Annotated in this window: 19 protein-coding genes, 3 pseudogenes and 1 riboswitch; of the genes and pseudogenes, 18 read left to right on the plus strand and 4 right to left on the minus strand. The window is 37.9% G+C overall.

The features are described from left to right. The first annotated feature begins 55 nt into the window (after nt 1-55). From SLH51_RS05305 to SLH51_RS05330, 6 genes are all read left to right on the plus strand, one after another. The gene (locus SLH51_RS05305; protein WP_335959686.1) at nt 56-1291 is read left to right on the plus strand and encodes a family 1 glycosylhydrolase; all 1236 of its coding nucleotides are present in this window, start codon (nt 56-58) and stop codon (nt 1289-1291) included. A 239-nt stretch (nt 1292-1530) separates the two neighbouring features. After that, a complete protein-coding gene (locus SLH51_RS05310; RefSeq protein ID WP_335959688.1) occupies nt 1531-2643 on the plus strand; it encodes a M24 family metallopeptidase in 1113 nt (370 codons plus the stop codon). Nucleotides 2644-2676: 33 nt separating this feature from the next. Continuing rightward, the gene (locus SLH51_RS05315; protein ID WP_335959690.1) at nt 2677-4452 is read left to right on the plus strand and encodes a glycoside hydrolase family 2 protein; all 1776 of its coding nucleotides are present in this window, start codon (nt 2677-2679) and stop codon (nt 4450-4452) included. Continuing rightward, nucleotides 4452-5864, plus strand: a complete 1413-nt coding sequence (locus SLH51_RS05320) for a glycoside hydrolase family 43 protein (protein WP_335959692.1) — start codon at nt 4452-4454, stop codon at nt 5862-5864. Before SLH51_RS05315 ends, SLH51_RS05320 begins: the two co-directional genes overlap by 1 nt. A gap of 89 nt (nt 5865-5953) precedes the next feature. Continuing rightward, on the plus strand, nt 5954-6793 hold the full coding sequence (locus tag SLH51_RS05325; protein WP_335959694.1) for a phytanoyl-CoA dioxygenase family protein: 840 nt from the start codon (nt 5954-5956) through the stop codon (nt 6791-6793). Nucleotides 6794-7118: 325 nt separating this feature from the next. Continuing rightward, nucleotides 7119-7529: a hypothetical protein gene (locus tag SLH51_RS05330; RefSeq protein WP_335959695.1), complete on the plus strand. Its 411-nt coding sequence runs from the start codon at nt 7119-7121 to the stop codon at nt 7527-7529. 982 nt (nt 7530-8511) lie between these two features. On the opposite strand, the gene SLH51_RS05335 is transcribed toward SLH51_RS05330, so the two are convergent. Then, nucleotides 8512-8676, minus strand: coding sequence for a hypothetical protein (locus SLH51_RS05335; protein ID WP_335959697.1), 165 nt, complete (start codon nt 8674-8676; stop codon nt 8512-8514). A 331-nt stretch (nt 8677-9007) separates the two neighbouring features. On the opposite strand from SLH51_RS05335, the gene SLH51_RS05340 reads away from it, so the two are divergent. Continuing rightward, nucleotides 9008-10363, plus strand: coding sequence for a C40 family peptidase (locus tag SLH51_RS05340; protein WP_335959699.1), 1356 nt, complete (start codon nt 9008-9010; stop codon nt 10361-10363). 157 nt (nt 10364-10520) lie between these two features. On the opposite strand, the gene SLH51_RS05345 is transcribed toward SLH51_RS05340, so the two are convergent. Beyond that, complete coding sequence (locus SLH51_RS05345) at nt 10521-10700, minus strand: aspartyl-phosphate phosphatase Spo0E family protein (protein WP_335959700.1); 180 nt, start codon at nt 10698-10700, stop codon at nt 10521-10523. 662 nt (nt 10701-11362) lie between these two features. Continuing rightward, nucleotides 11363-11543, plus strand: a riboswitch (cobalamin riboswitch). A gap of 178 nt (nt 11544-11721) precedes the next feature. Here SLH51_RS05345 and metE point away from each other — a divergent pair. From metE to SLH51_RS05375, 7 genes and pseudogenes are all read left to right on the plus strand, one after another. After that, nucleotides 11722-14013 (plus strand): 5-methyltetrahydropteroyltriglutamate--homocysteine S-methyltransferase, encoded by a 2292-nt coding sequence (gene metE, locus SLH51_RS05350; protein WP_335959701.1) that lies wholly within the window; start codon nt 11722-11724, stop codon nt 14011-14013. 367 nt (nt 14014-14380) lie between these two features. Beyond that, a complete protein-coding gene (locus tag SLH51_RS05355) occupies nt 14381-14509 on the plus strand; it encodes a hypothetical protein (RefSeq protein ID WP_335959702.1) in 129 nt (42 codons plus the stop codon). A 151-nt stretch (nt 14510-14660) separates the two neighbouring features. Then, nucleotides 14661-15302, plus strand: a complete 642-nt coding sequence (locus SLH51_RS05360) for a DUF7010 family protein (RefSeq protein ID WP_335959704.1) — start codon at nt 14661-14663, stop codon at nt 15300-15302. Nucleotides 15303-15512: 210 nt separating this feature from the next. Beyond that, entirely contained in the window at nt 15513-16418 is a 906-nt protein-coding gene (gene metA / locus SLH51_RS05365; protein ID WP_335959706.1) for a homoserine O-acetyltransferase MetA, read from the plus strand. A gap of 425 nt (nt 16419-16843) precedes the next feature. Further along, nucleotides 16844-17128: pseudogene (locus tag SLH51_RS24420) on the plus strand (GNAT family N-acetyltransferase); the annotation flags it as partial. Between the two features lie 139 nt (nt 17129-17267). After that, nucleotides 17268-17402, plus strand: a pseudogene (locus SLH51_RS05370) (HIT family protein); the annotation flags it as partial. Nucleotides 17403-17735: 333 nt separating this feature from the next. Continuing rightward, nucleotides 17736-18089, plus strand: a complete 354-nt coding sequence (locus SLH51_RS05375) for a hypothetical protein (protein ID WP_335959707.1) — start codon at nt 17736-17738, stop codon at nt 18087-18089. 19 nt (nt 18090-18108) lie between these two features. Here SLH51_RS05375 and SLH51_RS05380 read toward each other — a convergent pair. After that, nucleotides 18109-18456: pseudogene (locus SLH51_RS05380) on the minus strand (IS110 family transposase); the annotation flags it as partial. 958 nt (nt 18457-19414) lie between these two features. Here SLH51_RS05380 and hpf point away from each other — a divergent pair. Both hpf and SLH51_RS05390 read left to right on the plus strand, forming a co-directional pair. Beyond that, on the plus strand, nt 19415-19969 hold the full coding sequence (hpf, locus tag SLH51_RS05385; RefSeq protein WP_335959708.1) for a ribosome hibernation-promoting factor, HPF/YfiA family: 555 nt from the start codon (nt 19415-19417) through the stop codon (nt 19967-19969). 389 nt (nt 19970-20358) lie between these two features. Further along, nucleotides 20359-20979 carry an NAD(P)-dependent oxidoreductase gene (locus SLH51_RS05390; RefSeq protein WP_335959710.1) on the plus strand — a complete coding sequence of 207 codons (621 nt, stop codon included), beginning with the start codon at nt 20359-20361 and terminating at the stop codon, nt 20977-20979. A gap of 26 nt (nt 20980-21005) precedes the next feature. Here SLH51_RS05390 and SLH51_RS05395 read toward each other — a convergent pair whose 3' ends face one another. Continuing rightward, complete coding sequence (locus SLH51_RS05395) at nt 21006-21362, minus strand: LysR family transcriptional regulator substrate-binding protein (RefSeq protein WP_335959712.1); 357 nt, start codon at nt 21360-21362, stop codon at nt 21006-21008. Nucleotides 21363-21398: 36 nt separating this feature from the next. On the opposite strand from SLH51_RS05395, the gene SLH51_RS05400 reads away from it, so the two are divergent. Continuing rightward, the gene (locus tag SLH51_RS05400; RefSeq protein WP_335959714.1) at nt 21399-22169 is read left to right on the plus strand and encodes a class I SAM-dependent methyltransferase; all 771 of its coding nucleotides are present in this window, start codon (nt 21399-21401) and stop codon (nt 22167-22169) included. 389 nt (nt 22170-22558) lie between these two features. Continuing rightward, on the plus strand, nt 22559-22619 hold a 61-nt coding region (locus tag SLH51_RS24425), incomplete at its 3' end, for a helix-turn-helix domain-containing protein (protein WP_418769403.1).

A 22619-nucleotide genomic window follows, 5' to 3' on the forward strand; every position in this document is an offset into this window, starting at 1 on the left:
GATCGAGATATGTGAGGACAACAAAAAGCTAATGTCGACTGGAGGGAATTCGGTAATGAAGATAGAGGAACAGCCATTTATATGGGCAGTAGGAATAGAAAATACATTTGTCACTCAAATTGAACGAGGAGAAAGACCATTAGATGAGTACGACCTAACCCAACATTATCAATTTTGGAAAGAAGATTTAGATCGTGCTAGAGAAAGTGGTGCGAGTATGATTCGCTACGGGATTCCGTGGCATTTAGTTGAGAAAGAGGAGAACATATTTGATTGGTCTTGGGTTGATGGGGTGATGGACTACTTTAAAAACCACCGAGAACTTGTGCCGATCATTGATCTAATGCATTACGGTACTCCTCATTGGTTGAAAAATGAATTTGCGAATGGGAAATATCCTGACTATGTTGCACGATACGCTAAGGAGTTTGCAAAAAGATATGGTCATTTTATTAAGTACTATACACCGTTAAATGAACCTTATGTAAATGCAGAGTTTTGTGGGTTGAACGCAGTTTGGCCACCATATTTGGAAGGGTTAAGCGGCTTTTACAGTCTGATGACACAGTTAGGAAAGGGCATTATCAATACCGTGAATGAAATACAGGCAGTCATTTCTGATGCGAGATTTGTCCATGTCGATGCAACTAAGAAGTATTTTTCCTATGACCCAAGGCTTCAAGAGGAAGTAAAGCTGTGGAATGAAAATCGTTTTGTGATGTGGGAGCTCGTTCAAGGGCGCATTAGTGAGTTCCATCCTTTATATGATTTCATGCTCGAGTACGGAGTAAGTCCAGATACATTGACGTGGTTTCAAAACAATCAAATTACGATCGATATCATAGGGTTGAACTATTACCCCCAATTTAGTGTTCATGAAGTAAAACGAGATAAGAAAGGCTATATTATTTACCCACATATTCTAGGGGGTGGAGAGGAATTAAAAGAAATTGTCGAAGAGGTGCACAAACGGTATCAAAGGCCGATTTTCATAACAGAAACAAGCTTTAGAGGATCAGAGGAGGAGCGGCTTAAGTGGCTCGATGAATGTTATGACACTTGTTTGCAAATCCAAAAAGACGACATTCCTCTCCTAGGCTTAACGTGGTTTCCTTTTTTCGACTTAGTTGATTGGGAATACCGGACATCTGGAAAATCAATTGAAGAAGAGTTACTGCCATTTGGACTTTACACGTTAACAATGAAGGATGGAGTCTTACAGCGAGAGAAAAATAGAGTAGGTTATAAGTTTGAAAAGTTAGCCAAAAAGAGAAGGGAAAGCAATTGTTGAGTCGGAGTCGCTTCCAAAAGAGGAGAAACGCTCTTTTTAACATGCGAGTATGATAGGAAGTTTGAAAACCTTTACAAAAAAATTCGATAAATGCTTGAAACGTGTAAGCAACTGATATAGTATATTCAGTAAGTAAATAAAATTAATTAACTAACTGGATGTGACGAACAGAATGGTGAAGTGATCCATTGCAGCTATAAAGCAACTGGGTGATGTTCGTTCAAGAAAGGAAGCGGAATATGGAAGAAACGGTTCTAGAAAAAGAGTTTCTCACTTTGTCTCCACAAGCAAAGATAGAAAGCTGGTTACAGCAAAAAGAATTAGACGGCATTTTACTCCGTAAACGCCAAAACTTTTCATGGATCACAAGTGGAAAGGCAAACCATATTGTGAACACATCAGAATACGGGATAGCTGATCTATTAATCTTAAACGATAAAAAATATTGCATTACCGTGAAAATGGAATCAAGACGGATTATGGAAGAGGAATTAGACGGATTAGGTTTTGAACTGGTTCAATGTGAATGGTATGAAAACCCAGATGAACTGATCAAAACGTTGTGTGAGGGAAAACAAATTGTTGCGGATACATCAGTTTTTGGACTCGAAGATGTATCATCAGAGCTCATTGCTTTACGAAGCAGGTTAGCTAATGAGGAAGTCGAGCGATACAAGTGGTTATGTCAAAAGGCTGCAACGGCGCTAGAGAGCGTTTGTCATGAGATTGAACCAGGAATGAGTGAATTTGAAATTGCTGCACTACTATCTCCAAAGGTTATAAAAGATGGCATTAATCCACAAGTCATTTTGGTTGCCACAGATGAGAGAATCTATCATTATCGCCACCCGATCCCAACGGATAAAAAACTTGAGCAATATGCGATGATTGTGATTTGTGCAGAAAAGTGGGGATTGGTTGCCAATGCGACTCGCTTCGTTCACTTTGGTGAACTTCCTGAACTTGTAAAAGAAAATAAAGAGAAGCTTGCAAAGATAGATATTACGATGAACATGGCTACCAGACCAGGCGCTAGAGTAAATGAAGTTTTTCAAAAAGGGCTAGAAGCCTATGCGTCAGCTGGGTACAAAGATGACTGGAAGCTCCTACATCAAGGTGGTTTAACCGGATATGCGTCAAGAGAGTATTTAGCAAACATGAATAACAATGATGTCATTTTCTCAAATCAAGCATTTGCTTGGAATCCTGCTATCTCAGGCATCAAATCTGAGGATACGATTTTAGTAGGGGAAAACGAAAACCAATTCCTGACTCATACAGGTAATTGGGTGTATACCACCATTTGGCACGATGGAGTGCAATACGAGCGCCCAGATGTTTTAATTCGATAAATTTATAAGATCATAATATAAGGAGTGTTTTACATGTCAATTCCACGTTCAGAATATCCACGCCCTCAATTCATACGAAACGAGTGGATCAACTTAAATGGCCAATGGCTATTTGATTATGATGATAAAAATAAAGGGTTAGAAAAAGAATGGTTTAAAGGACACGATTTCTCAAAAGAAATTACAGTGCCTTTTAGTTACCAAAGTGAATTAAGCGGCATTGGTGAAACGGATTTTCACGATTTAGTTTGGTATAAAAAAAGCTTTACGATCCCAAACAACTGGCAGGATAAGCGTCTTCTTCTTCATTTTGGTGCTGTTGATTATCGTGCTTCCGTATGGGTAAATGAACAATTCGTTGCATTTCATGAAGGTGGCCATGTGCCATTCCACGTTGAAATAACGGGAAATGTTCAAACCGGAGATAATGAAGTCGTTGTTCGTGTAGAAGATGCGTCAAAAGATTTAGACCAGCCGCGCGGAAAACAGTACTGGAAAGAGCAGTCGGAAGGGATTTTTTACACAAGAACTACGGGAATTTGGCAAACGGTATGGGTAGAAGCCGTATCTCAGACGTACTTGGAAAAAGTAAAACTAACACCAGATATTGATAAAGATGAAATTAAAATCGATTACACGATTAATCATGGAGCGCCTACACAACTACTAGAAGTGGAGATTTCGTTTGATGGGGAAATGGTTGCAACCGATTCTATTCAACTGACTCATAACAAAGGGTCACGCAGCATCCACTTAAATGATTTCCACGTCCACGACGCGGGGCGTTTATGGAGTCCAGAACATCCGAATCTATATGATGTTGTGTACCGTGTAAAAGAAAACAATGAAGTACTAGACGAAGTAACTGGTTACTTTGGCATGAGAAAAATTTCAATTGAAAATGGAACGGTCATGTTAAACAATCGTCCCTACTATATGAAACTCGTTCTGGACCAAGGTTATTTTCCAAAAGGAATATTAACGCCGCCGTCTGATGATGATATTAGGAAAGATGTAGAATTAACGAAAGAGATGGGCTTTAACGGGGCAAGAAAGCATCAGAAAATTGAAGATCCTAGATATTACTATTGGGCAGATCGTCTTGGCATCCTTGTATGGGGAGAGATGGCAAATTGCTACACGTATACAGATGATGCTGTCCGTCGCATGACAGCTGAATGGCAAGCCGCGATGGAACGAGATTATAATCATCCATCAATTGTCGCTTGGGTACCAATTAATGAAAGTTGGGGAGTACCTAAGTTATTAGCAGACAAGCGTCAACAAGACCACACATTAGGGATGTATTACTTAACCAAGTCTCTAGATCCGACTCGTTTAGTCATGTCTAATGACGGCTGGGAGCATACAAAGTCGGATTTATGTACGATCCATGACTACGAGAGTGATAAGGGAATTTTAAAGGAACGTTACAGCAAAATAGAAAACATATTAAACTCAACACCAGGTAATCGCCTGATTTACCTACCGGAATACAAGTATGACGGCGAACCGATTCAAGTGACGGAGTTTGGCGGGATTGCCTACAAGAAGAGTGACTGGGAAGGTTGGGGCTACTCTGGTGCAACGAATGATGAGGATTTTGCAGAGCGTTATTACAACGTCGTATCAGCACTCCTTGAATCACCTCTCGTCCAAGGGTACTGTTATACACAGTTAACAGATGTAGAACAAGAGATTAACGGTCTGTTAACGTATGACCGCAAGCCAAAGATTGACCTAGATATTATTAAAAAAATTAACGAAGGGCGTAACGCGCAGCGCTTTGATAGTGAGGGAGATGAATAATGGGTTATCAAAATCCTGTAATTTCAATTAAAGGGGTCGACCACGGCGACCCTGCCGTCCTTAAGTACAATGGGATGTACTACTTGTATCATACAGGACCTCGAGAAATTCCTGTTTATCAATCAACGAATCTCGTTGATTGGGAAAAAGTCGGAGTGGCCTTACACGCTTCAGATGACCCGAATCATTGGGCTCAAATTGACCTTTGGGCTCCTGAGATCATCCATGAAAACGGAACCTTTTATATGTATGTGACTGGAGCAATGAGAAACGAAGATGGATCTGCCAACGATGAAATTAGACACATCGGTGTTGCAACAAGTGAAAGTCCTACTGGTCCGTTCGAGCTTGCACAAGAGCCGTTAACGGGTGAATGGTCGATTGATGCTCATCCATTTAAAGATGAAGATGGCACGTATTACATGTTTTACAATGTTCGTAATGACTATACCAAAGGTCCAAATGGAGTTATCGGAACCGGAAACGTCGTTGATCGTTTAGTCGATTTAACAACATTAAGCGGAAATCCAACGATGGTCGTAAAGCCAGAACATTTATGGGAAGGCAATAAAGAACACTCTTTCTTCTGGAATGAAGGGCCGTTTGTTTTAAAGCGTAAGGGAACGTACTATCAAATGTACAGCGCAGGCTTCTTCGGTGATGATACGTACGGTGTGTATTATGCAACCTCCTCTACCCCAATGGGGCCAAGAGGAATGGATGATACGAGTTGGAAGAAGTGGAAAGGTGGCGAGCCGATTCTCAAAACGAATGAAGCTTGTTACGGCCCTGGGCACCATGTCGTCGTGAAAGGACCAAATGGGGTAGAAGATTTTATTGTGTACCATGGGTATGAGCCTGATGAAAATGTTCAAGAGAGAAGAGTACGTGTTGGACGCTTTAAATGGGAAGGTGATCATATGTGGCTTGAACCGCCAAGTTTCAGTGAACTGCCGCTTCCTGAGGCTCCGACATTTGACGGTCGTTTCTTACAGTCAATTACCGACATCAATAAAGGACTTACTGATTATCAATCAAGCAATTTCCATTTTGAAACGAATATTGCCTTTCATACAAAGGAAAAGCTTCAGACGGACATATTTGCATTTGTGATTGATGAGGATCATAGAGTAGAGTGGTCCATTGGTGTAACAAACAACACGATAAAAACGAAAGTCATCAAAAATGAGATTGAGACAACTGAGTATGAAGCAAAATTGGCTAGCAATTATAACGCTTCAGCTTATCACTTTTTCAAACTGACCAAGCAAGGATCGAGCTTACAGTTATATGTAGATCATGTGTTAGTAATCGATGTACTAGTAGAGGATCGTAAAGCTAAAGGGGAAGTTAGGATTTTAGTTAATGAAGAAACCGGAAGTTGTAAGGGGACCATTTTAACGAAAGCATAGTTGCCTTTAAATAAATGAAATGCTGTAATGCAATAGTTTCGTGGGAAATACGTAAAGCAATACGTACACCCAATAGAGGAGGTACTTCCGTGACGAATATAACAAAAGATTCTGTGATACAGTACGACCCTGCTGAAATTGTTGGGCCACTTTACGGACCTGGTTTTCATGGTTTGAAAGGCGCCTTTAGCCGCAAATGGGTCGAGGAGCTAGGAGAAGACATAGATGCACTCTATAAAGAGGCCTTAAAAAGACCCGGGGGAGCAGTGGGACGTGGGCCTAAACGTCACTACGTGGAAATCCACCCAGAGGATATTAGGGGATTCGTCGATCTTGTTACCCACCCATGGGTTTTGGCGGTATGTGAAGCGGTACTTGGTCCTGAATACAAAATTGTTGAGATTGGCTTTGACGTACCAAACCCAGGTGCTGTGAACCAGCCATGGCACCGTGACTTCCCAGCACCTGAAGCAACAACGAAAGGCAGAAAATTAAATTCTCTAGCCTTTAACTTGACGACGGTCGATGTAGAACCAGATATGGGACCTTTTGAAATTGCTCCTGGTACACAATGGGATGACGGCAGCGAGTTTGAGTACGAAATGTTCCCTTCAAAGGAGTTGTACACTCGATATGAGGAGAGAGCTGAGCAGAAAATGCCAAAAATGGGGGATGTGTCAGTTCGTTCTGCGTTGACGATCCACCGCGGAACGACCAATCACTCAAACAAATCCAGACCTGTACTCGTGCTAGGGGTCGATGCTCCTGGTGCGAATAATCATGAAAGACACGACCTACAGATTACGAAGAAATTCTATGACACTTTACCCGAGGGCTTAAAAAGCCATTTGATGTGCCGGATTGTTGATGAACTTGAAGTCATTGAGCAAGGGCACACGATTGAAGGGCTGATGATGGGAGAGGCGTAGAAGAGGTGTAAACATCTTTAGAAGCTATAATGAATGTACTCGCTAAGGAAAATGACCCTAGCGAGTTTTTCATTATGGGGCTAAACCTTGCCAGTAGGTAAGAATCCGAGCAAGAAAGACCGAATAAAGCAAGGAATCGATTCCAAAAGCAGTACCAGAGCTCAGCCAATTAATAGAAACATCAGCAAATTAGCAGATAAACCAACTTCTCCAGTCATTTCCACCAATTTCTATGAATCTAACTACTATCGGAATAAACCCCCACACTATTAATTTTCCTTTTCATAGAATACGAAGTAAAGATGATAAGGAGGTTATTGTAAATATGTTTGGTTTTTTTAATAGAAAGAAGGTGCCGAAGCTAGATGCGTCAATCAAGGTTAAGGAAAAAAAGAAAGCCGAAGCTAGCGAGCATACGAATTCAAAACGTCTATGTAAGCAAAAGCATAGCAAAATTCAACAACAACTTGAAGAAAAAGTGGACAAAGTAGGAGGGAGTGAACAGTACGAAGTCATCGTTCATCTGAATTGCGACAAAAAAGAGATCCCAAAATTAAAGAAGGTCCTTGGGAAATCGTTTAAGCTACACAAGGAATTCAAGTATATCAATGCATTTACTTGTCGCTTAACAGCTAAACAAATCAAACAATTAATTCAGCATCACGATATTGATTTTATTGAAGAGAATAGTCGGATTCATATGAATTTAGATACGGCCAACAGGTGGTCGGGATAGGGAATTATTCGTTAGAGTGGTGGATGAGTGTTGGAGTGGGGTTTGATCCCTCACCAGCTCTTCACCGCAGGAAACTGCATCTTGCTTGCGAGACGATGATTCAAATAATGACATAGAGAGACAATAATACAAAACCGTTTATATGCTTCCCATTAGATTCTTCAACAAGATTACATATTTTTCAAGAAATAGGGCAACTTGTAATTACTCACTGCTTAAGGAGGAGTCTTGTGAAACAGAAACAGATGATCTTAATAGTTGCTATTTTTTTACTAAATATTTGTGGACAAACGTGGAAAGATGTACCTAAGTATTACAAAAGTTTAGCGTACGTCAGTTTTACTAATGCCCTTTATTATTACCTTTTTAAGAGGCACCTTCTCTGGGAATTCACACCTGGTGATATGAATTGGAAGATACTTAGAAAAATACATATTTTTTTTATTTCACCTTTGTTAGTTCTTTTTTACTTATCGAAACTTCCCCAATCGTTACCAAAACAAGTGCTACATACGATGAAATGGATACTTGCTTCAGTTTTTGTAGAGCATTATGTAGTAAAGCAAAAAATGCTTACATTTAAATATGGTTGGAACACAATCTGGTCCGGAATGATTTATTTACAAATGTATGTTTATAGCTATCTATTTTTAAAAAAACCAGTACTTACGTGGATTCTTTCCTTCTGTTCTATCGTCTTTTATATGATTAAGTTCAAAGTCCCATTAACCCGAAGACTATTGAAAGGACCATATTTTTTATTTTTCAAAAAAAAGAGATTTCCTTTAAAGGATAGATTGAAAACGATAACTTATCCATACTACGTATATGTTTCACAAGAATTAAACCGACTAAAAGTTTAGTCAATTGTAACTAGCTAATGAAACGTTCATTCCAGAATCATGATAGTTATTCCAAAAAACATCTCCTTAAAAAAAGATCCTTTGCCATCCACGTCGTGGAAAAAACAAAGGATCCTATGTTACTTATTACTCTTGTACGATACGTAAGTGATACCGTGCGGGTCTCCAGTCAGTTCAATAAGGTCAATTTTTTCTTTTGACTCTACATCAATGATGGAGACACCAGGAGTTTCACCAGCCATGTCATGTGTTCCAGTTGCTGGCTCAGGTCCACGAAGTGTCACGTAAAACAGTGATCCATCTGGAGAGAATGTGACTAAATCAGGAGCATCCCCAACAAACTCAATCGTATCAACGACTTCAAATGTTTCAACATCAATAATTGCCGCATCATCTTTCTAAGTTAGTCTGTGTCAGGTCCGCTTCGCAACTGCACAGTCTTGATAAGAGAACTCCCACGCCACCTGTACTACCCTCATCCAAATACTTCCATGAAATGGGTCTTCCGACACAATTCTTCTTTATTAGGAAAATACTATCTAGTCATGTTAGATAATTAAAGGTAAAATTAGTTAAATAATAGATAATTATGGCTAAAAAGGAGGTTTCGTGTAGATGAAGGAAGCATCAACAATGCGAAAAGTCGTCATATCCTCGACATTTGCGACAGGAATTTTTCTAGCAATACCGCAAATGGCGGATGCGGCTCTTGGGGAACAAACATTACGTTTTGGAATGAATCATTCTGATGTCAAAGAATTACAAGATGCACTGAAGAAGACAGGGCATTTCACCTATGAACAGTCAACTGGATATTATGGTTCAATTACAACCGATGCAGTCCGTGCCTTTCAACGAAAACACAATTTGCAAGTAGACGGAATTGCCGGACCACAAACGCTATCAACACTATTATCACAGGGTGGACAAGCACCAGCTGCTCCTTCTAAACCATCAACAGGATCGACAAGCAATTCTACATCAGGATCAGGCTCACTTACCAACATGAATGCTTTGCTGCGCTTTGGCTCAAACGGAAAACAAGTAGAAGAACTGCAACAAAAGTTAAAAGAAAAAGGGTTCTATAAGTCCACGATTACTGGCCAATTTGCCCGCGTCACCGAGCAAGCCGTCCGTGACTTCCAAAGAGCAAGTAACATTAAAGTCGACGGAATTGTCGGACCACAAACACTCTCACATTTGCTAAACAAACCAAACCCATCCGAAACAAGTTACCAAAAAGATGAGAAGGAAATTGCAAATGAAGTCGTTCAAAATCCGAATCCGCCTGCACAGTCAACGACAACGTTACGTGTTGGCAGCAGTGGACAAGCTGTTAGCACCTTACAAGAACAACTCCGCTCAGTAGGTGTATTCAACCAAGCACCAACCGGTTATTATGGTGAAATTACAGCAACATCTGTACGTAACTTTCAAAAAGTACATAACTTAACCGCTGATGGAATTGCCGGACCAAAGACACGCAGTAAGTTAAATGAAGTTGCAACAAACAAGTCAACTGGCTCTAGTTCAGGTTCCAATGCAAGCTCAGGTTCATCGAAACCAGCAACACCAGCAAAGGAACCATCCCGAACGAGTAGCAATCCTGCCGCACTTGTTACAAACCTAGTAGCAGAAGCTGCCAATCACGTAGGTGTTCCTTACCTATGGGGCGGCCAATCAACTTCTGGCTTTGACTGCAGTGGATTCGTGCAGTATGTCTTCACGCAACAAGGAATCTCCGTTCCACGAACAGTGGCACAGCAATGGAATGCGGGGAAAGCCGTCTCGCAACCATCTGTCGGAGACCTCGTATTCTTTGAAACATATACAAAAGGACCATCTCATAACGGCATCTACATTGGAAACAACCAATTCGTACATAGCGGTTCCTCAACCGGTGTCACAGTTACGAGCATGAACAATCCTTATTGGAAACAGCGTTATTTAGGAGCAAAACGCCTATACTAAAACGCCGAAAAAGACTTGATCTCTTCCTCTATTCTATGGTTAGGAGAGCAAGTCTTTTTGGCGTGCAGCGATATTGATGGAGGCAGACTGTACGCGATCATGCCACTGCAAACTGACGTGCAGTCTTGCGCCCTACTGCTATTGTACTTGTACTGGATTAAGCGCTTTTTTTATAGGCAAAATGTTTCATGTATAGGATGATTAATTTATCTAACTCTTGACTGCAATGAAGCGTCTCGGAACTGTCCATTCCAGAAATGGATGCAGTCATGATCATTTCGTTCTTTAATTTTTCGATACGATTTCTCAACAAGATCTCCATTTTAGATTTATCCATTTCGCATACCTCAATCGTAAATTATTTTTATACTGTTTATTATAAGCTTAAATTCCTATAACAAAAGGCTTTCGACAATAGTTCTAAATCATAGACAAATATATATACAAAAGACTTATTTGTGACTCTAGTTCTACGGCTGGTGGTTCTCTTTTTTTTACAAATTACGTCGGAAAACGTGCAGTCACACAGGGACGTTGCTGCAGTTGGAATGCGGTCGATGAATTCGGTACGCAGAGGAAATTGCTGAACTCTCTTTAGGTGGTAAGGCAGGTGACGGGACGGTGCACTGTGGTGCGGTGCTGTGGCGCCCGCTGCGACATGCGAAAGCCACATCCCCTAGTACCGAGTCGCACATTGACGGCTGCACAAAAAGAACATCCCCACTAGATCCATCATCTAGTGGGGACGCAGGCCGTGCTTTATTCAAACTATATTCCTTTCCGAAACAACGGATCTGCACCTACTTTCTCATAATCGCGGTTGAGTAGGTAATTGTAATTTTATCGGAACAGGAGGTACTGCCATTGAATAATATAATAGTTTTTTGTTAAGTTTAGTCTTTTCAATAAATATTCTTATTTCTACGTAAATCAAACGAAATTCACTATTTCAGAAAATTATGTACTTAATTTTAATAATATGTTATAGTTATCGAAATTACATATCGTGTAAGAATTGGTGCCAAGCTGCGGCTTGGCTTAAAAGGGAAGAACGGTGCAATTCCGTCGCTGTCCCGCAACTGTAAATCGGAGTGAATCACAAATACCACTGTCTTTTGACGGGAAGGTGTGAGGAGCATAGATGATAAGCCAGGAGACCTGCCAATTTCTAGTACACACCAAATACCTACGTGGAAATAGGTGGTGACATTCATTTGTACGACAAACGAGTTATGAGTAACGATGCTTTTGCATGTTTTTTAAAGCATACCTTTAACTTGATTGTAAAGCCATTTCCCTTTTGCGGAAATGGCTTTTTTGTATTTGGCAATTTGTAAATTTAAAGGAGGAAAGGAAAAATGAATTTAGTTAGTACAGCCATTGGTTACCCATACATTGGTGATAATCGGGAGTGGAAACGTTGTGTAGAATCTTTTTGGAAGGATGCAATTTCAGAGGAGAAATTTATTTTAGAAATGAAAGCGAGTCGCTTGAATAATTTGAAGCGCCAGCAATCATTAGGCTTAGAAATACTAACTGTTGGGGATTTTACATTTTATGATCGTATGCTTGACCTTGCGACAATGTTCGGTTTAGTGCCAGCTCGTTATGAGTGGACAGGTAAAGAAGTAGATCTAACAACGTATTACGCAATGGCGCGTGGGGCAAACCATGTTGTGGCTTGTGAAATGACAAAGTGGTTTAACACAAACTATCACTACATCGTACCTGAGTATGAAGGCAAGCCACTAAAATTAACAAAAAACTACATTTTAGATTACTTTGTAGAAGCGAAAGAAGAGTTAGGTCTTATTACAAAGCCTACAATTATTGGTCCATTTACTTTTGTGCAATTAGCAAAAGGATACGATGCCAAATCGAAAGCATTGTTTATTTTAAAACTCTTACCGCTATATGCACAAGTATTCCAGCAACTTGTAGATGCAGGGGCGCAGTGGATTCAAGTGGAAGAACCTGCATTAGTCCTTTCACTGACAGCAGATGATGTGAAACTAGTACAGGAAATTTACAAACAATTAGCAGAAGAAGTACCAGCTGCACAAATCATGTTACAAACATATTTTGAAGGGCTATCAGCGTATGAAGAGCTATCTCAATTACCTGTTGCAGGAATTGGTCTTGATTTCGTACATGGGGAAGAAGAGAATATGGCCTCACTCCGTAAACACGGCTTCCCAAAAGATAAAGTATTAGGGATCGGTATGGTGAATGGACGTGATATTTGGCGAGCAAATTTGGCTGAAAAAGCTATGAATACACAAGCTGTTTTGTTATTAAGTGGGGTGAAAGAAGCTTGGATTCAGTCTTCATGTAGTTTACAGCATGTACCTGTGACGACGAAGTCAGAAACGAAGCTAGATGCCACACTAACAAATGCATTGTCATTTGCGGATGAGAAAATTGTTGAGTTAACACAAGTAACGTCCTATGTTCGTGACGAGGCATGGCCAGGCAATAAAAGCGTGTCACAAAGTATGCTGGCGACTGAAGCATTAGCGCAGCATAAAGTGAGGAAAAATGCACGTGTAAAGGAGCTTGTATCACAAGTGAAGCCAGAGCATTTTACACGTCCAATCGCTTTTAAGGAACGTCAAGCTTTGCAGAAAGAGGCATTACATTTACCGGATTATCCAACAACAACGATTGGCAGCTTCCCTCAGTCAGATCTAGTAAAACGTACACGTACCGCATGGCGTAAAAAGGAAATTACAGACTCTGCATATGCAGAGTTTGTGAAAAGTGAAACAGCTCGTTGGATCAAAATTCAAGACGAAATTGGACTGGATGTTTTGGTTCATGGTGAATTTGAGCGTACAGATATGGTCGAGTACTTCGGTGAAAAGCTGAGAGGTTTTGCCTTTACAGAAAAAGCATGGGTTGTATCATATGGTTCACGCTGTGTGAAGCCCCCAATTATTTATGGTGACGTAGAGTGGACAGCTCCAATGACAGTGAAGGAAGTAGAAGAGGCACAGCAATTAACGTCTAAGTATGTTAAAGGGATGTTAACAGGTCCTGTCACAATCTTAAATTGGTCTTTTGTCCGTGATGATATTTCACGTGAACAAGTAGCGAACCAAATTGCCTTAGCACTAAGAGAAGAGATTCAAGCGTTAGAAGATGCAGGCATTGCCATAATTCAAGTGGATGAACCGGCATTGCGCGAAGGCTTGCCATTGCGCAAAGAAAACTGGGCCGAATATTTATCATGGGCGGTAAATGCATTTAAGTTAGCAACTTCAAGCGTAAAGAATGAAACGCAAATTCATACGCATATGTGCTATTGCGAATTTAATGACTTTATTGAGCCAATTCGTGCCCTTGACGCAGACGTTATTTCAATTGAAACGTCTAGAAGTCATGGGGAACTGATTCAATCTCTAAAACAAAATCCATATGAACTTGGTATTGGTTTAGGAGTGTATGATATTCATAGCCCACGTGTACCAAGTGTAGAAGAAATCGATACGATTTTAAAAGATAGTTTAGAAATAATTTCAAAAGAGCAGTTTTGGGTGAATCCGGATTGTGGTTTAAAAACACGTCATGAAGAAGAAACTATTGCTTCACTAAAAAATATGGTAGCAGCTACAAAGAAACTACGCCAACAGCAACAACAAACTGTTTAAACAATAGAAAGAATGAACTAGAATTTATGACAACAGCACCAATTAAAAATTGAGTAGTTTCCTACGATCAGCACGAATAAAAAAAGGTAGTGGTCAATTTACTGAAGGAAGGATTTAGGACAGTTTATCGACATTATTTAATAGCTTTTTCAAGAATCGGGCGCTTTTCTGAAATAAGGAAAGCGTCTTTCTTCATGAAAAGGGCCATGATAATGTAATAACACTTGGAAGTTGAATTGGATATTTATGTTAAAATAATTAGAGATTGTGAAGGATTGTACTAAAACAAACGGAGCATTTACTTTAATAAGAAAATACGCAAAGGTATTTAAAAAATGGTGAAATTAGTAATTAAGGAGGTGTCTATTTGAAAACTATAAAAATTTCTTTATTTATTCTTTTATCGACAATGTTGTTAGTCGCTTGTAAGTCGGAGGAAGTTTCACAAAAACCATTACAAGGAAAGGCGAGTTTTGTTGGAAGTGGAGATATATGAGATGCAGTGTATTTATATGATACAGATTATAATTTAAATTGGATAGAATTAAGCAGTAATGGGTAAATTTTGGAATAATAATAATTAAGCAATGGAGCAGGATTGCTAAACAATCGATCACTATTTTCTTTCTTCAGTAAAAGGGCATTTAGTGGAAGAACTGCGGTCAAAAGCAGTTGCAAAATGTTACTATTTAGTCATTAAGGGGGATAAAGATATGGATTTGTTGGAAGTAAAAAACGAACTAGCTGTAAAAAGCAAAAACGGTATAGCGTTTTTATTAGCTGGTTCAATTATTTGGATGATAATAACAGTAATATTCTTACAGCCATTAGGAATTAGGGAGAAAAATATCTTTCTGTTTTATTCAACAGGACTGACATTCCCATTGGCAATAATTATTTCAAAGGTGATAAAAGCGGATTGGAAAAACAAAGACAATCCGTTAAGTAAATTAGGATTATACTTAAACCTGGCACAGTTAATGTATTTTCCTATAATATTTTGGGCGTTTGTAACAAATCCCACGAACATGGTTTTATTTTTTGCAATTATAACAGGTGCTCATTTTTTCCCATTTGGTTGGCTTTATAATACAAAAGTCTATTTCTTTATTGCACCCATTATATCTATAATAAATTTGGTCATTGGACTAACATTAGCTGGTGAAAAATTATGGCTTCTTCCTTTTACTATGGTAATCTTCCTTCTGTTCTTAAACATATTGCTTTATATAGACTACAAGAAAAAAGTATATGTTATTGCTAATGCTACAAAAAACCTTAATTTATAGCTAACCTTCTTGAACAATTGGGCCCTTTTGTTCAAGAAAGCATCTACAATGATTGGTTAACCGAGTAGGCGTCGCCATTATAATAGCAGGAATTATAATCTGTCAGAATTTTAAAGCATTTCCCTTTATTTTGAGTCGAAATATAGGTAAAATAGGTTTTATCGTGAATTTTTCATTTAAGAGAATTAAATTAAAAAGGAGTCCCAAAAAATGCCTATCAAAGTGCCGGATTTATTACCAGCTAAGAGTAAGTTACAAGAAGAGAATATTTTTGTTATGGATAAAAGTCGGGCATTTAAACAAGACATTCGGCCTCTTAAAATACTGATATTAAATTTAATGCCATTGAAGCAGCAAACTGAAACACACTTATTACGATTATTGGGGAATAGTCCATTACAAATAGAGGTAGGATTATTGCATACAAGCACGCATACATCCAGAAATACCTCAGCAGAGCATTTAAAGCAATTTTATAAATCAATTGATGATGTAAAAGCCAATAAATTTGACGGGTTAATTATTACTGGTGTACCAATTGAAAAATTAGCTTATGAAGAAGTGAATTATTGGGAAGAGCTGTCACAAATTATGGAGTGGAGTAAAACGAATGTAACCTCTACATTGCATATTTGCTGGGGAGCAATGGCTGGACTGTACTATCATTACGGTGTGGATAAGTATATTATGTCGGATAAATTATCAGGTATCTATACACATACTGTTAATGATCCGAGGGAAAAGCTAGTCAGTGGATTTGATGAGGAGTTTTTAGTGCCACACTCCCGTCATGCCGATATTCGTAAGCAAGACATCGAAAAAGTTCCGAATCTGAAAATATTAAGTGAATCGGAGCGTACGGGGGTATATATAGTTGCCTCAACAGATGGTAAACAAATCTTCGTTACTGGTCACTCGGAATATGATGCTTTAACATTAAAGAAAGAGTATGATCGGGACACGGCAGCCGGGTTGAACCCGATGATACCTGAAAATTATTATCCGGATGATGATCCAACCCAAACGCCAAAATTACGCTGGCGCACACATTCCAATATATTGATCGCCAATTGGCTGAATTATTATGTTTATCAAGAAACGCCTTATGAACTGTAAAAAGCCAAACAAAAGAAAGCTTAAAATCTGTCGAAATAGGTTTTAAGCTTTTTTATGTTTTGTTTTTGACAATATCCATATTTGCCCTTTCCTGTAACATTTATAGTGAAAGGAAAGAACATCTGAATTAAAGGCGGATTAATGTGTGAACTATTGATTGAAAATAGAGTTGTTCCGTTAAAGCGCCAGATTGTGGAATAACATTCTAAATTGAATCGTGAAGATTGTGAAGAAAGGTACTTACTTAATCTAACTGGCAGATTTCTTTAATGAGAAATTAGGATATTTATGGTAAAACCGAGTGGGAAGGGGGGGAAGAAAGTGAATGAGAAGAATATTAAAATAAGATTTGTAGAAGAAAGTGATTTACCACTTGTCCAACACTATTGTTCTAAAAAGGAAGTATCTAAAACTACAAGTATCCCTATCCTTATCCAGAAGATAGTGCAGAACAATGGTTTAAACTAGTTTCAAAAAATAAAGAACAAGGCAGAGAATATACATTTTCGATATTATATAAAAAAGATTTTGCAGGAATTATTTCAGTCAAATCAAAAGAAAATGCGATAGGTTCAATAGACTATTGGGTTGCTCCTACATACTGGAACAAAGGAGTTGGAACAACAGCACTAAGGGAAGCAATTGATTTTGCTTTTAATGAGTTAGGTTTAACAACTATAAAGGAGAAAATTTTTCGTTTTATAGATTAGAAAATTCTGCTTGTTAAGCTAAAGGATGCTTTGCTTCAATAAGGGAGCAAGGCTTTTTTCTTATTCAGCAAACGGGCAGTTTTCTGGAATAAGAACCCCAAAAAGATAAAGATGAAAACAAAGTGAAGGTTGTGTCTAAATGAATTGTTTAGGTTGTAATTTAGCAAATAAAAAAGAACAAGTTAATGTGGTATTTGAAGATGACTATGTTTGTTGCTTCTTAGACCACAACCCATATAACGAAGGTCACGTTCTGATATTGCCTAAAAAACATATAAGATACTTGTTATTCAGTATCCGCCCCTTTAAAGAAAGTGCCAATTCCTTAACGTACGACTTCACCGTATACGGAGTTCCAACTAATCCAAATCATTTATATACTATGAAAATTTTGAAGCGAGTTGACCATTTAGATAGTTATCGGTAATAAGTCCCAATGGTTAGAGTTAGTATTTGTTTCTAAGTAATCACAAATACACAAACATATAGAACAAAAGTTATAAATTATATGGAAGTATCTTACATCAAGAGTATCCATGTGCTAAGATACATACTTAAATATAAGTAGGAATGTTTGTAAGCTCTAGCAACCATAAGGAGGGTTTTTGTGGAACGATATTTGATATTAATACTTACCACCATTTTGATTATTGCTTTGGCCATTAGAAGATTTAAACGTTTAGGTCCCGAAGATAAAGATAAAGTAAAAGAAGAGTTGGGCAACCCCGTAAGTTTATTATTAGAGTCTTTGCCATTTATAGGTGTTTTAATGATCTTCATCGGACTATTCATTGAGCAATCTGTAATAGTTGCTATAGGAATAGTATTTGTATTCTTAGGATTGAACTACCAATCATATAAAATGTGGAAATATAGTAAAAAAGTTAAATCATTTACAATATTAGTAAGTAATGTTATCTTAGTATTATACTTCTACTTTTTTATGTATGGTAGATTCTAATTCCCTAAAAAAAGTAAATACTGCTAGGATATTTTTTCAGAGTAAGCAAAGATACTACCGAGTATAACTCACCAAAAACTCCTTTATATTCAGGAAATACTTAATCTAATACTGCTTGAAACTGTAACTTGGTTTGTACATATAATTCGGTTATACTCGCATGTTGCCTTGTGAGATTACGAAGGTTTAAAAGTCGTATTCCACGCTTTTTATAGGGTTCTAACTCCTCTTTATAGTAAAGCTCACAGAGGCGATAAGCATCAATGGCATCAGTTTTTACTTTTCGTAAACTTGAACTTTTGGCCCTATAAGAAATCAGTGGATTGACGATTATTAATAAATAATTCCGCTCCTCCAAAAAATAAATTTGCCGGTAGCCCCTAATTCCTCCTTGTAGTGTCATAGCTTCGCTTGTTATACGAGATCAAAGTCCCAACCAGCCACAAACATGTTTCCACAAGTAGGGGGTGAACGGTTTTGTTGACGGGATCAAGTCCCACGGGCGCTTACGTTCTACCCCGACTACGACAATCATATATCGATATAAAAAATGGTCAACCAGAAATATTTTCTGGCTGACCTTATAATACGATCGGGCGCTTTTCTGAAATAATGAAAGCGTCTTTCTTCATGAAAAGGGCCATTTAGTTGAACAAAGTATTGAAAATTAATATTAATATATTCATAAGAATCCATTTACTAGGAGGGATAATTTGTTTAAGTCGGTATTGATCCAAATTCGTACATATCTATTTTAGAAACAAGGCACGCAGGTGAATTATTTAACCTAATTGATGGAAGCCGTGAGAGTATTGGAAAGTGGCTTTCTTTTTCTGAATTTACAAATGAAGTTCAAGATACAAAGACAAAGGGTAACGAGGAACTTATAGTTTAGTACATAACGTTAGATGGAACGCGGAACGATGGGAAACTATTACATTCCGTGTGGAGCAGGGGAAAAGCCGGAGATAACTTCAAACGCTTACCTATTGCTAACTTTAATGGAATAACTAAAATATAGTCTCAATTACTCTATTTTAACACTGAGGAATTGGGCTTTTTAATATTGGAATTCCTTAACGTTGTAAATCAGAATTTTCCTGACGCACCGTTGTAAGAAACAGCAAATACTATCATATTTCATTTTAATAATTTATTATATTTATGAAATCTATCAAATGACTTGTCTAGTAATGATGAAATATGTCATAATGTAAATACAGAAAATACAGAAAACTCAGAAAAAGGTGGTGTATTAGATGGTTTCATAGGATTATAGTAAAAAAATGTTGTCTGTACCCCAAATAGAAAAAGGAGGAGTTTTTATGAACTACAATATTCGTGGTGAAAACTTAGAAATAACTCCAGCTTTACGAGCTTATGTTGAGAAGAAAGTTAGGAAACTAGAACGTTACTTTGATACGACTCCGGTTGCAGATGTCAATGTTAGAATGCAGGTGCTAAACAGCCAGCACATCATTGAGGTTACGATTCCGATGCCTCAGATATTGCTACGTGGGGAAGAAGTTCAGACAGATATGTATGCAGCCATTGATCATGTCGTTGAAAAATTAGAACGTCAAATTCGAAAACATAAAACAAAAATTAATCGTAAGTTTCGCCAAGAGGGAAGCTTAAAATATATGTTTAATAATGAGCTCGAACCACTCGAACAGGAAGAGTCATTATCAGATGAGCTTGAGGTAGTCCGAAAAAAACAGTTTAACTTAAAACCGATGGATGTCGAAGAAGCGATTCTGCAAATGGACATGCTTGGTCATAACTTCTTTGTCTATTACGATGCCATAAATGGATCAAACAATGTTGTCTACAAACGTCGAGATGGAAAATACGGTTTGATTGAACCTGGCATAAGCTAATCATAAAAGGCGGAATATAGCATTTCTGTGTTCCCTTTTGTGAATTAAAAAGTAAAAGTCGCAGTGTTTGCTGAAGATTTGAAATAAAGAACGATGTTTATAAAAAAGATATGACGTTTAAAAAAGTAGCAACGTTTAGAATAAAGTTTGATCATTAACAGAGCTATATAATCAAAAATCCTGTATTGATATGCAGGATTTTTTTCTTATTCCAATCGGGCCAGATTGTTGAGCAACTTCTTTAAAGAAAATTAGATCTCTATCCTAAATTTTAAAGAAAATTGTGAAATTATGTACTTAAAGTACCCCTACCTTAGTTGAAAAAAGACGATATAATAGCTTTTATAGTGTAGTGTAATATTTGTATTCGTAAAAGGAGGTTCTTTCTCATGAATATTTTAATTTTAGGTGCAACTGGACGAGTTGGAGGTCAAATAGTTACTTATGCCCTTCATGACAGACATCATGTTACTGTATTAGTTCGCACTCCAGAGAAGATTCAAATAAATAATGAAAATTTAACTATTATTCAAGGTAATGTTTTAAATAAAGATGATATCGTACGTGCAATGCATGGGATTGATGTAGTTATTAGTGCACTAAATACTGATGGGACAACTACTTTATCAGAAAGTATGCCACTCATTATCGAAGCAATGGAAAACGAAGGTATACAACGAATAATAACTATAGGAACTGCAGGTATCCTGCAAAGTAGAACCACCCCAAAATCACTACGTTATCAGTCAAGTGAATCAAAGCGTAAGTCAACCCGTGCAGCGAAAGAACATCATGAGGTTTACGATATGCTTAAACAATCAACACTCGAATGGACTATTGTCTGTCCTACGTATTTGCCGGATGGAGAAAGTTTAGGTAAATATCGTGTAGACCGTAATTTTTTGCCGGAGGGTGGAGTTGAAATATCCGTGCCGGATACAGCAGAATTTACATTTAACCAGATAAAAAGTAGCGATTATATAAAATCACGTGTAGGTATCGCCTACTAATAATATTCTCTTATACTACTTGCTTATTAGACTAACCCGTTTGTTGAATAAGAAAAGTAAGTTTGCTGAGGACTTCGGTGAACGATCATTTCAGGAACTACTGTTAGACCAAGACCATGTCCCACAAGAGATTGAGCTGTTTCAATGCTACTTGTTTCATAAGCAATCTGTGGCTCAAATCTACCTCTCGCACATAATTCTAATACTGTACGACGAAAACCGTATCCTTGCTTCAATAAAATAAATGGACAATTGGCAAAATCCTCAATAGGTAAAGCAGTTTGTTTGATCAATTTAGGAGAAAACATCATCTGTTTTAATTTTTCAGGCATCCATTGTTTTGGTTTTTTTGGCAATACAAGATAAAGGGGCTCAGTAAGCATTGTTTTATATTTCAAAGTTAAGGGAGTGTTAATTACATGAGTTCTGTGAATGTTTGGAATGCAGATCTGTACGATGATAAAGTAAGCTTTGTATCTAGTTTTGGCAAAGGGGTAGTTGAGCTACTTCAACCACAAAAGGGAGAGAAAATACTTGATTTAGGTTGTGGAACGGGAGATCTAACATACGAAATTTCTAAGTCCGGTGCGATTGTGACGGGAAGTGATTTCTCAGGAGAAATGATTGAGAAGGCACGTAAAAAGTATCCTCAAATCCCATTCACTGTTGAAAATGGAGAAACATTTAGAACAAATGAAAAGTATGATGCTGTTTTTTCGAATGCAGCCCTTCATTGGATGAAACAAGCTACCAAAGTGGTCGAATCGGTTGAGCTAGCATTACATCCAGGAGGTCGCTTTGTAGCTGAATTTGGTGGACAAGGAAATGTTCAAACTGTTATTCGGGGAATAACAGAGGTACTCTCTCAAGAATATGGAATGAATGTAGCAGAAAGAAACCCTTGGTATTTTCCAAGTATAGGAGAATATAGTACTATACTTGAACAGTACGGATTTAGAGTAGCATATGCTCAACATTTTGATAGACCTACCCCATTAACTGATGGAGAAAAAGGGTTGAATCATTGGTTAGATAGTTTTGCGGATGACTTTTTCCCTGAGTTCTCTAAGGAAGAAAAAATAGTTATTTACGGAAAAATAAAAAATAAGTTACAAACTGATTTATATAAAGATGGTATCTGGGAAGCTGATTATAAACGAATTAGAATTGTTGCGTTTAGGAAAAGATAGTTACTGTTAAAGTATGGTATATTTAACAGCCTTTGATCTTCAACAATAGGGCGCATTTCTGGAATAAGAATTGCGCTCTTTCTTCATGAAAAGGGCCAGATAATTGAATAACCCTTAATAAGGGAATTGGATATTTATGATAAAATAATTTGAGATTGTGAAGGATTGCTATTAAAGTAACAAGCAGTTTTGTTTAAGAAGAAGATAAACTGAAGATATCTTATACGGTATTTTAACGTTTTTTCGAAAGAAGTCTCCCTCTTCAAGCGTGTGAAGGGCAAAGCCCAACGGTAAGGGGGAGATGAATTTCGGTTGGGCGATAGCCCAAAATGCCACCTTCATGATATAATGAGAACGTACATTCCTATGGAGTGAGGTGGTGATTTGATATGACTAAACGAAATAAAGCATATAAATTTCGTCTATACCCAACAGATCAACAAGCCTTGC

This window comes from Halalkalibacter kiskunsagensis (assembly GCF_037027555.1).
Taxonomy (GTDB): Bacteria; Bacillota; Bacilli; order Bacillales; family Bacillaceae_D; genus Halalkalibacter; species Halalkalibacter kiskunsagensis.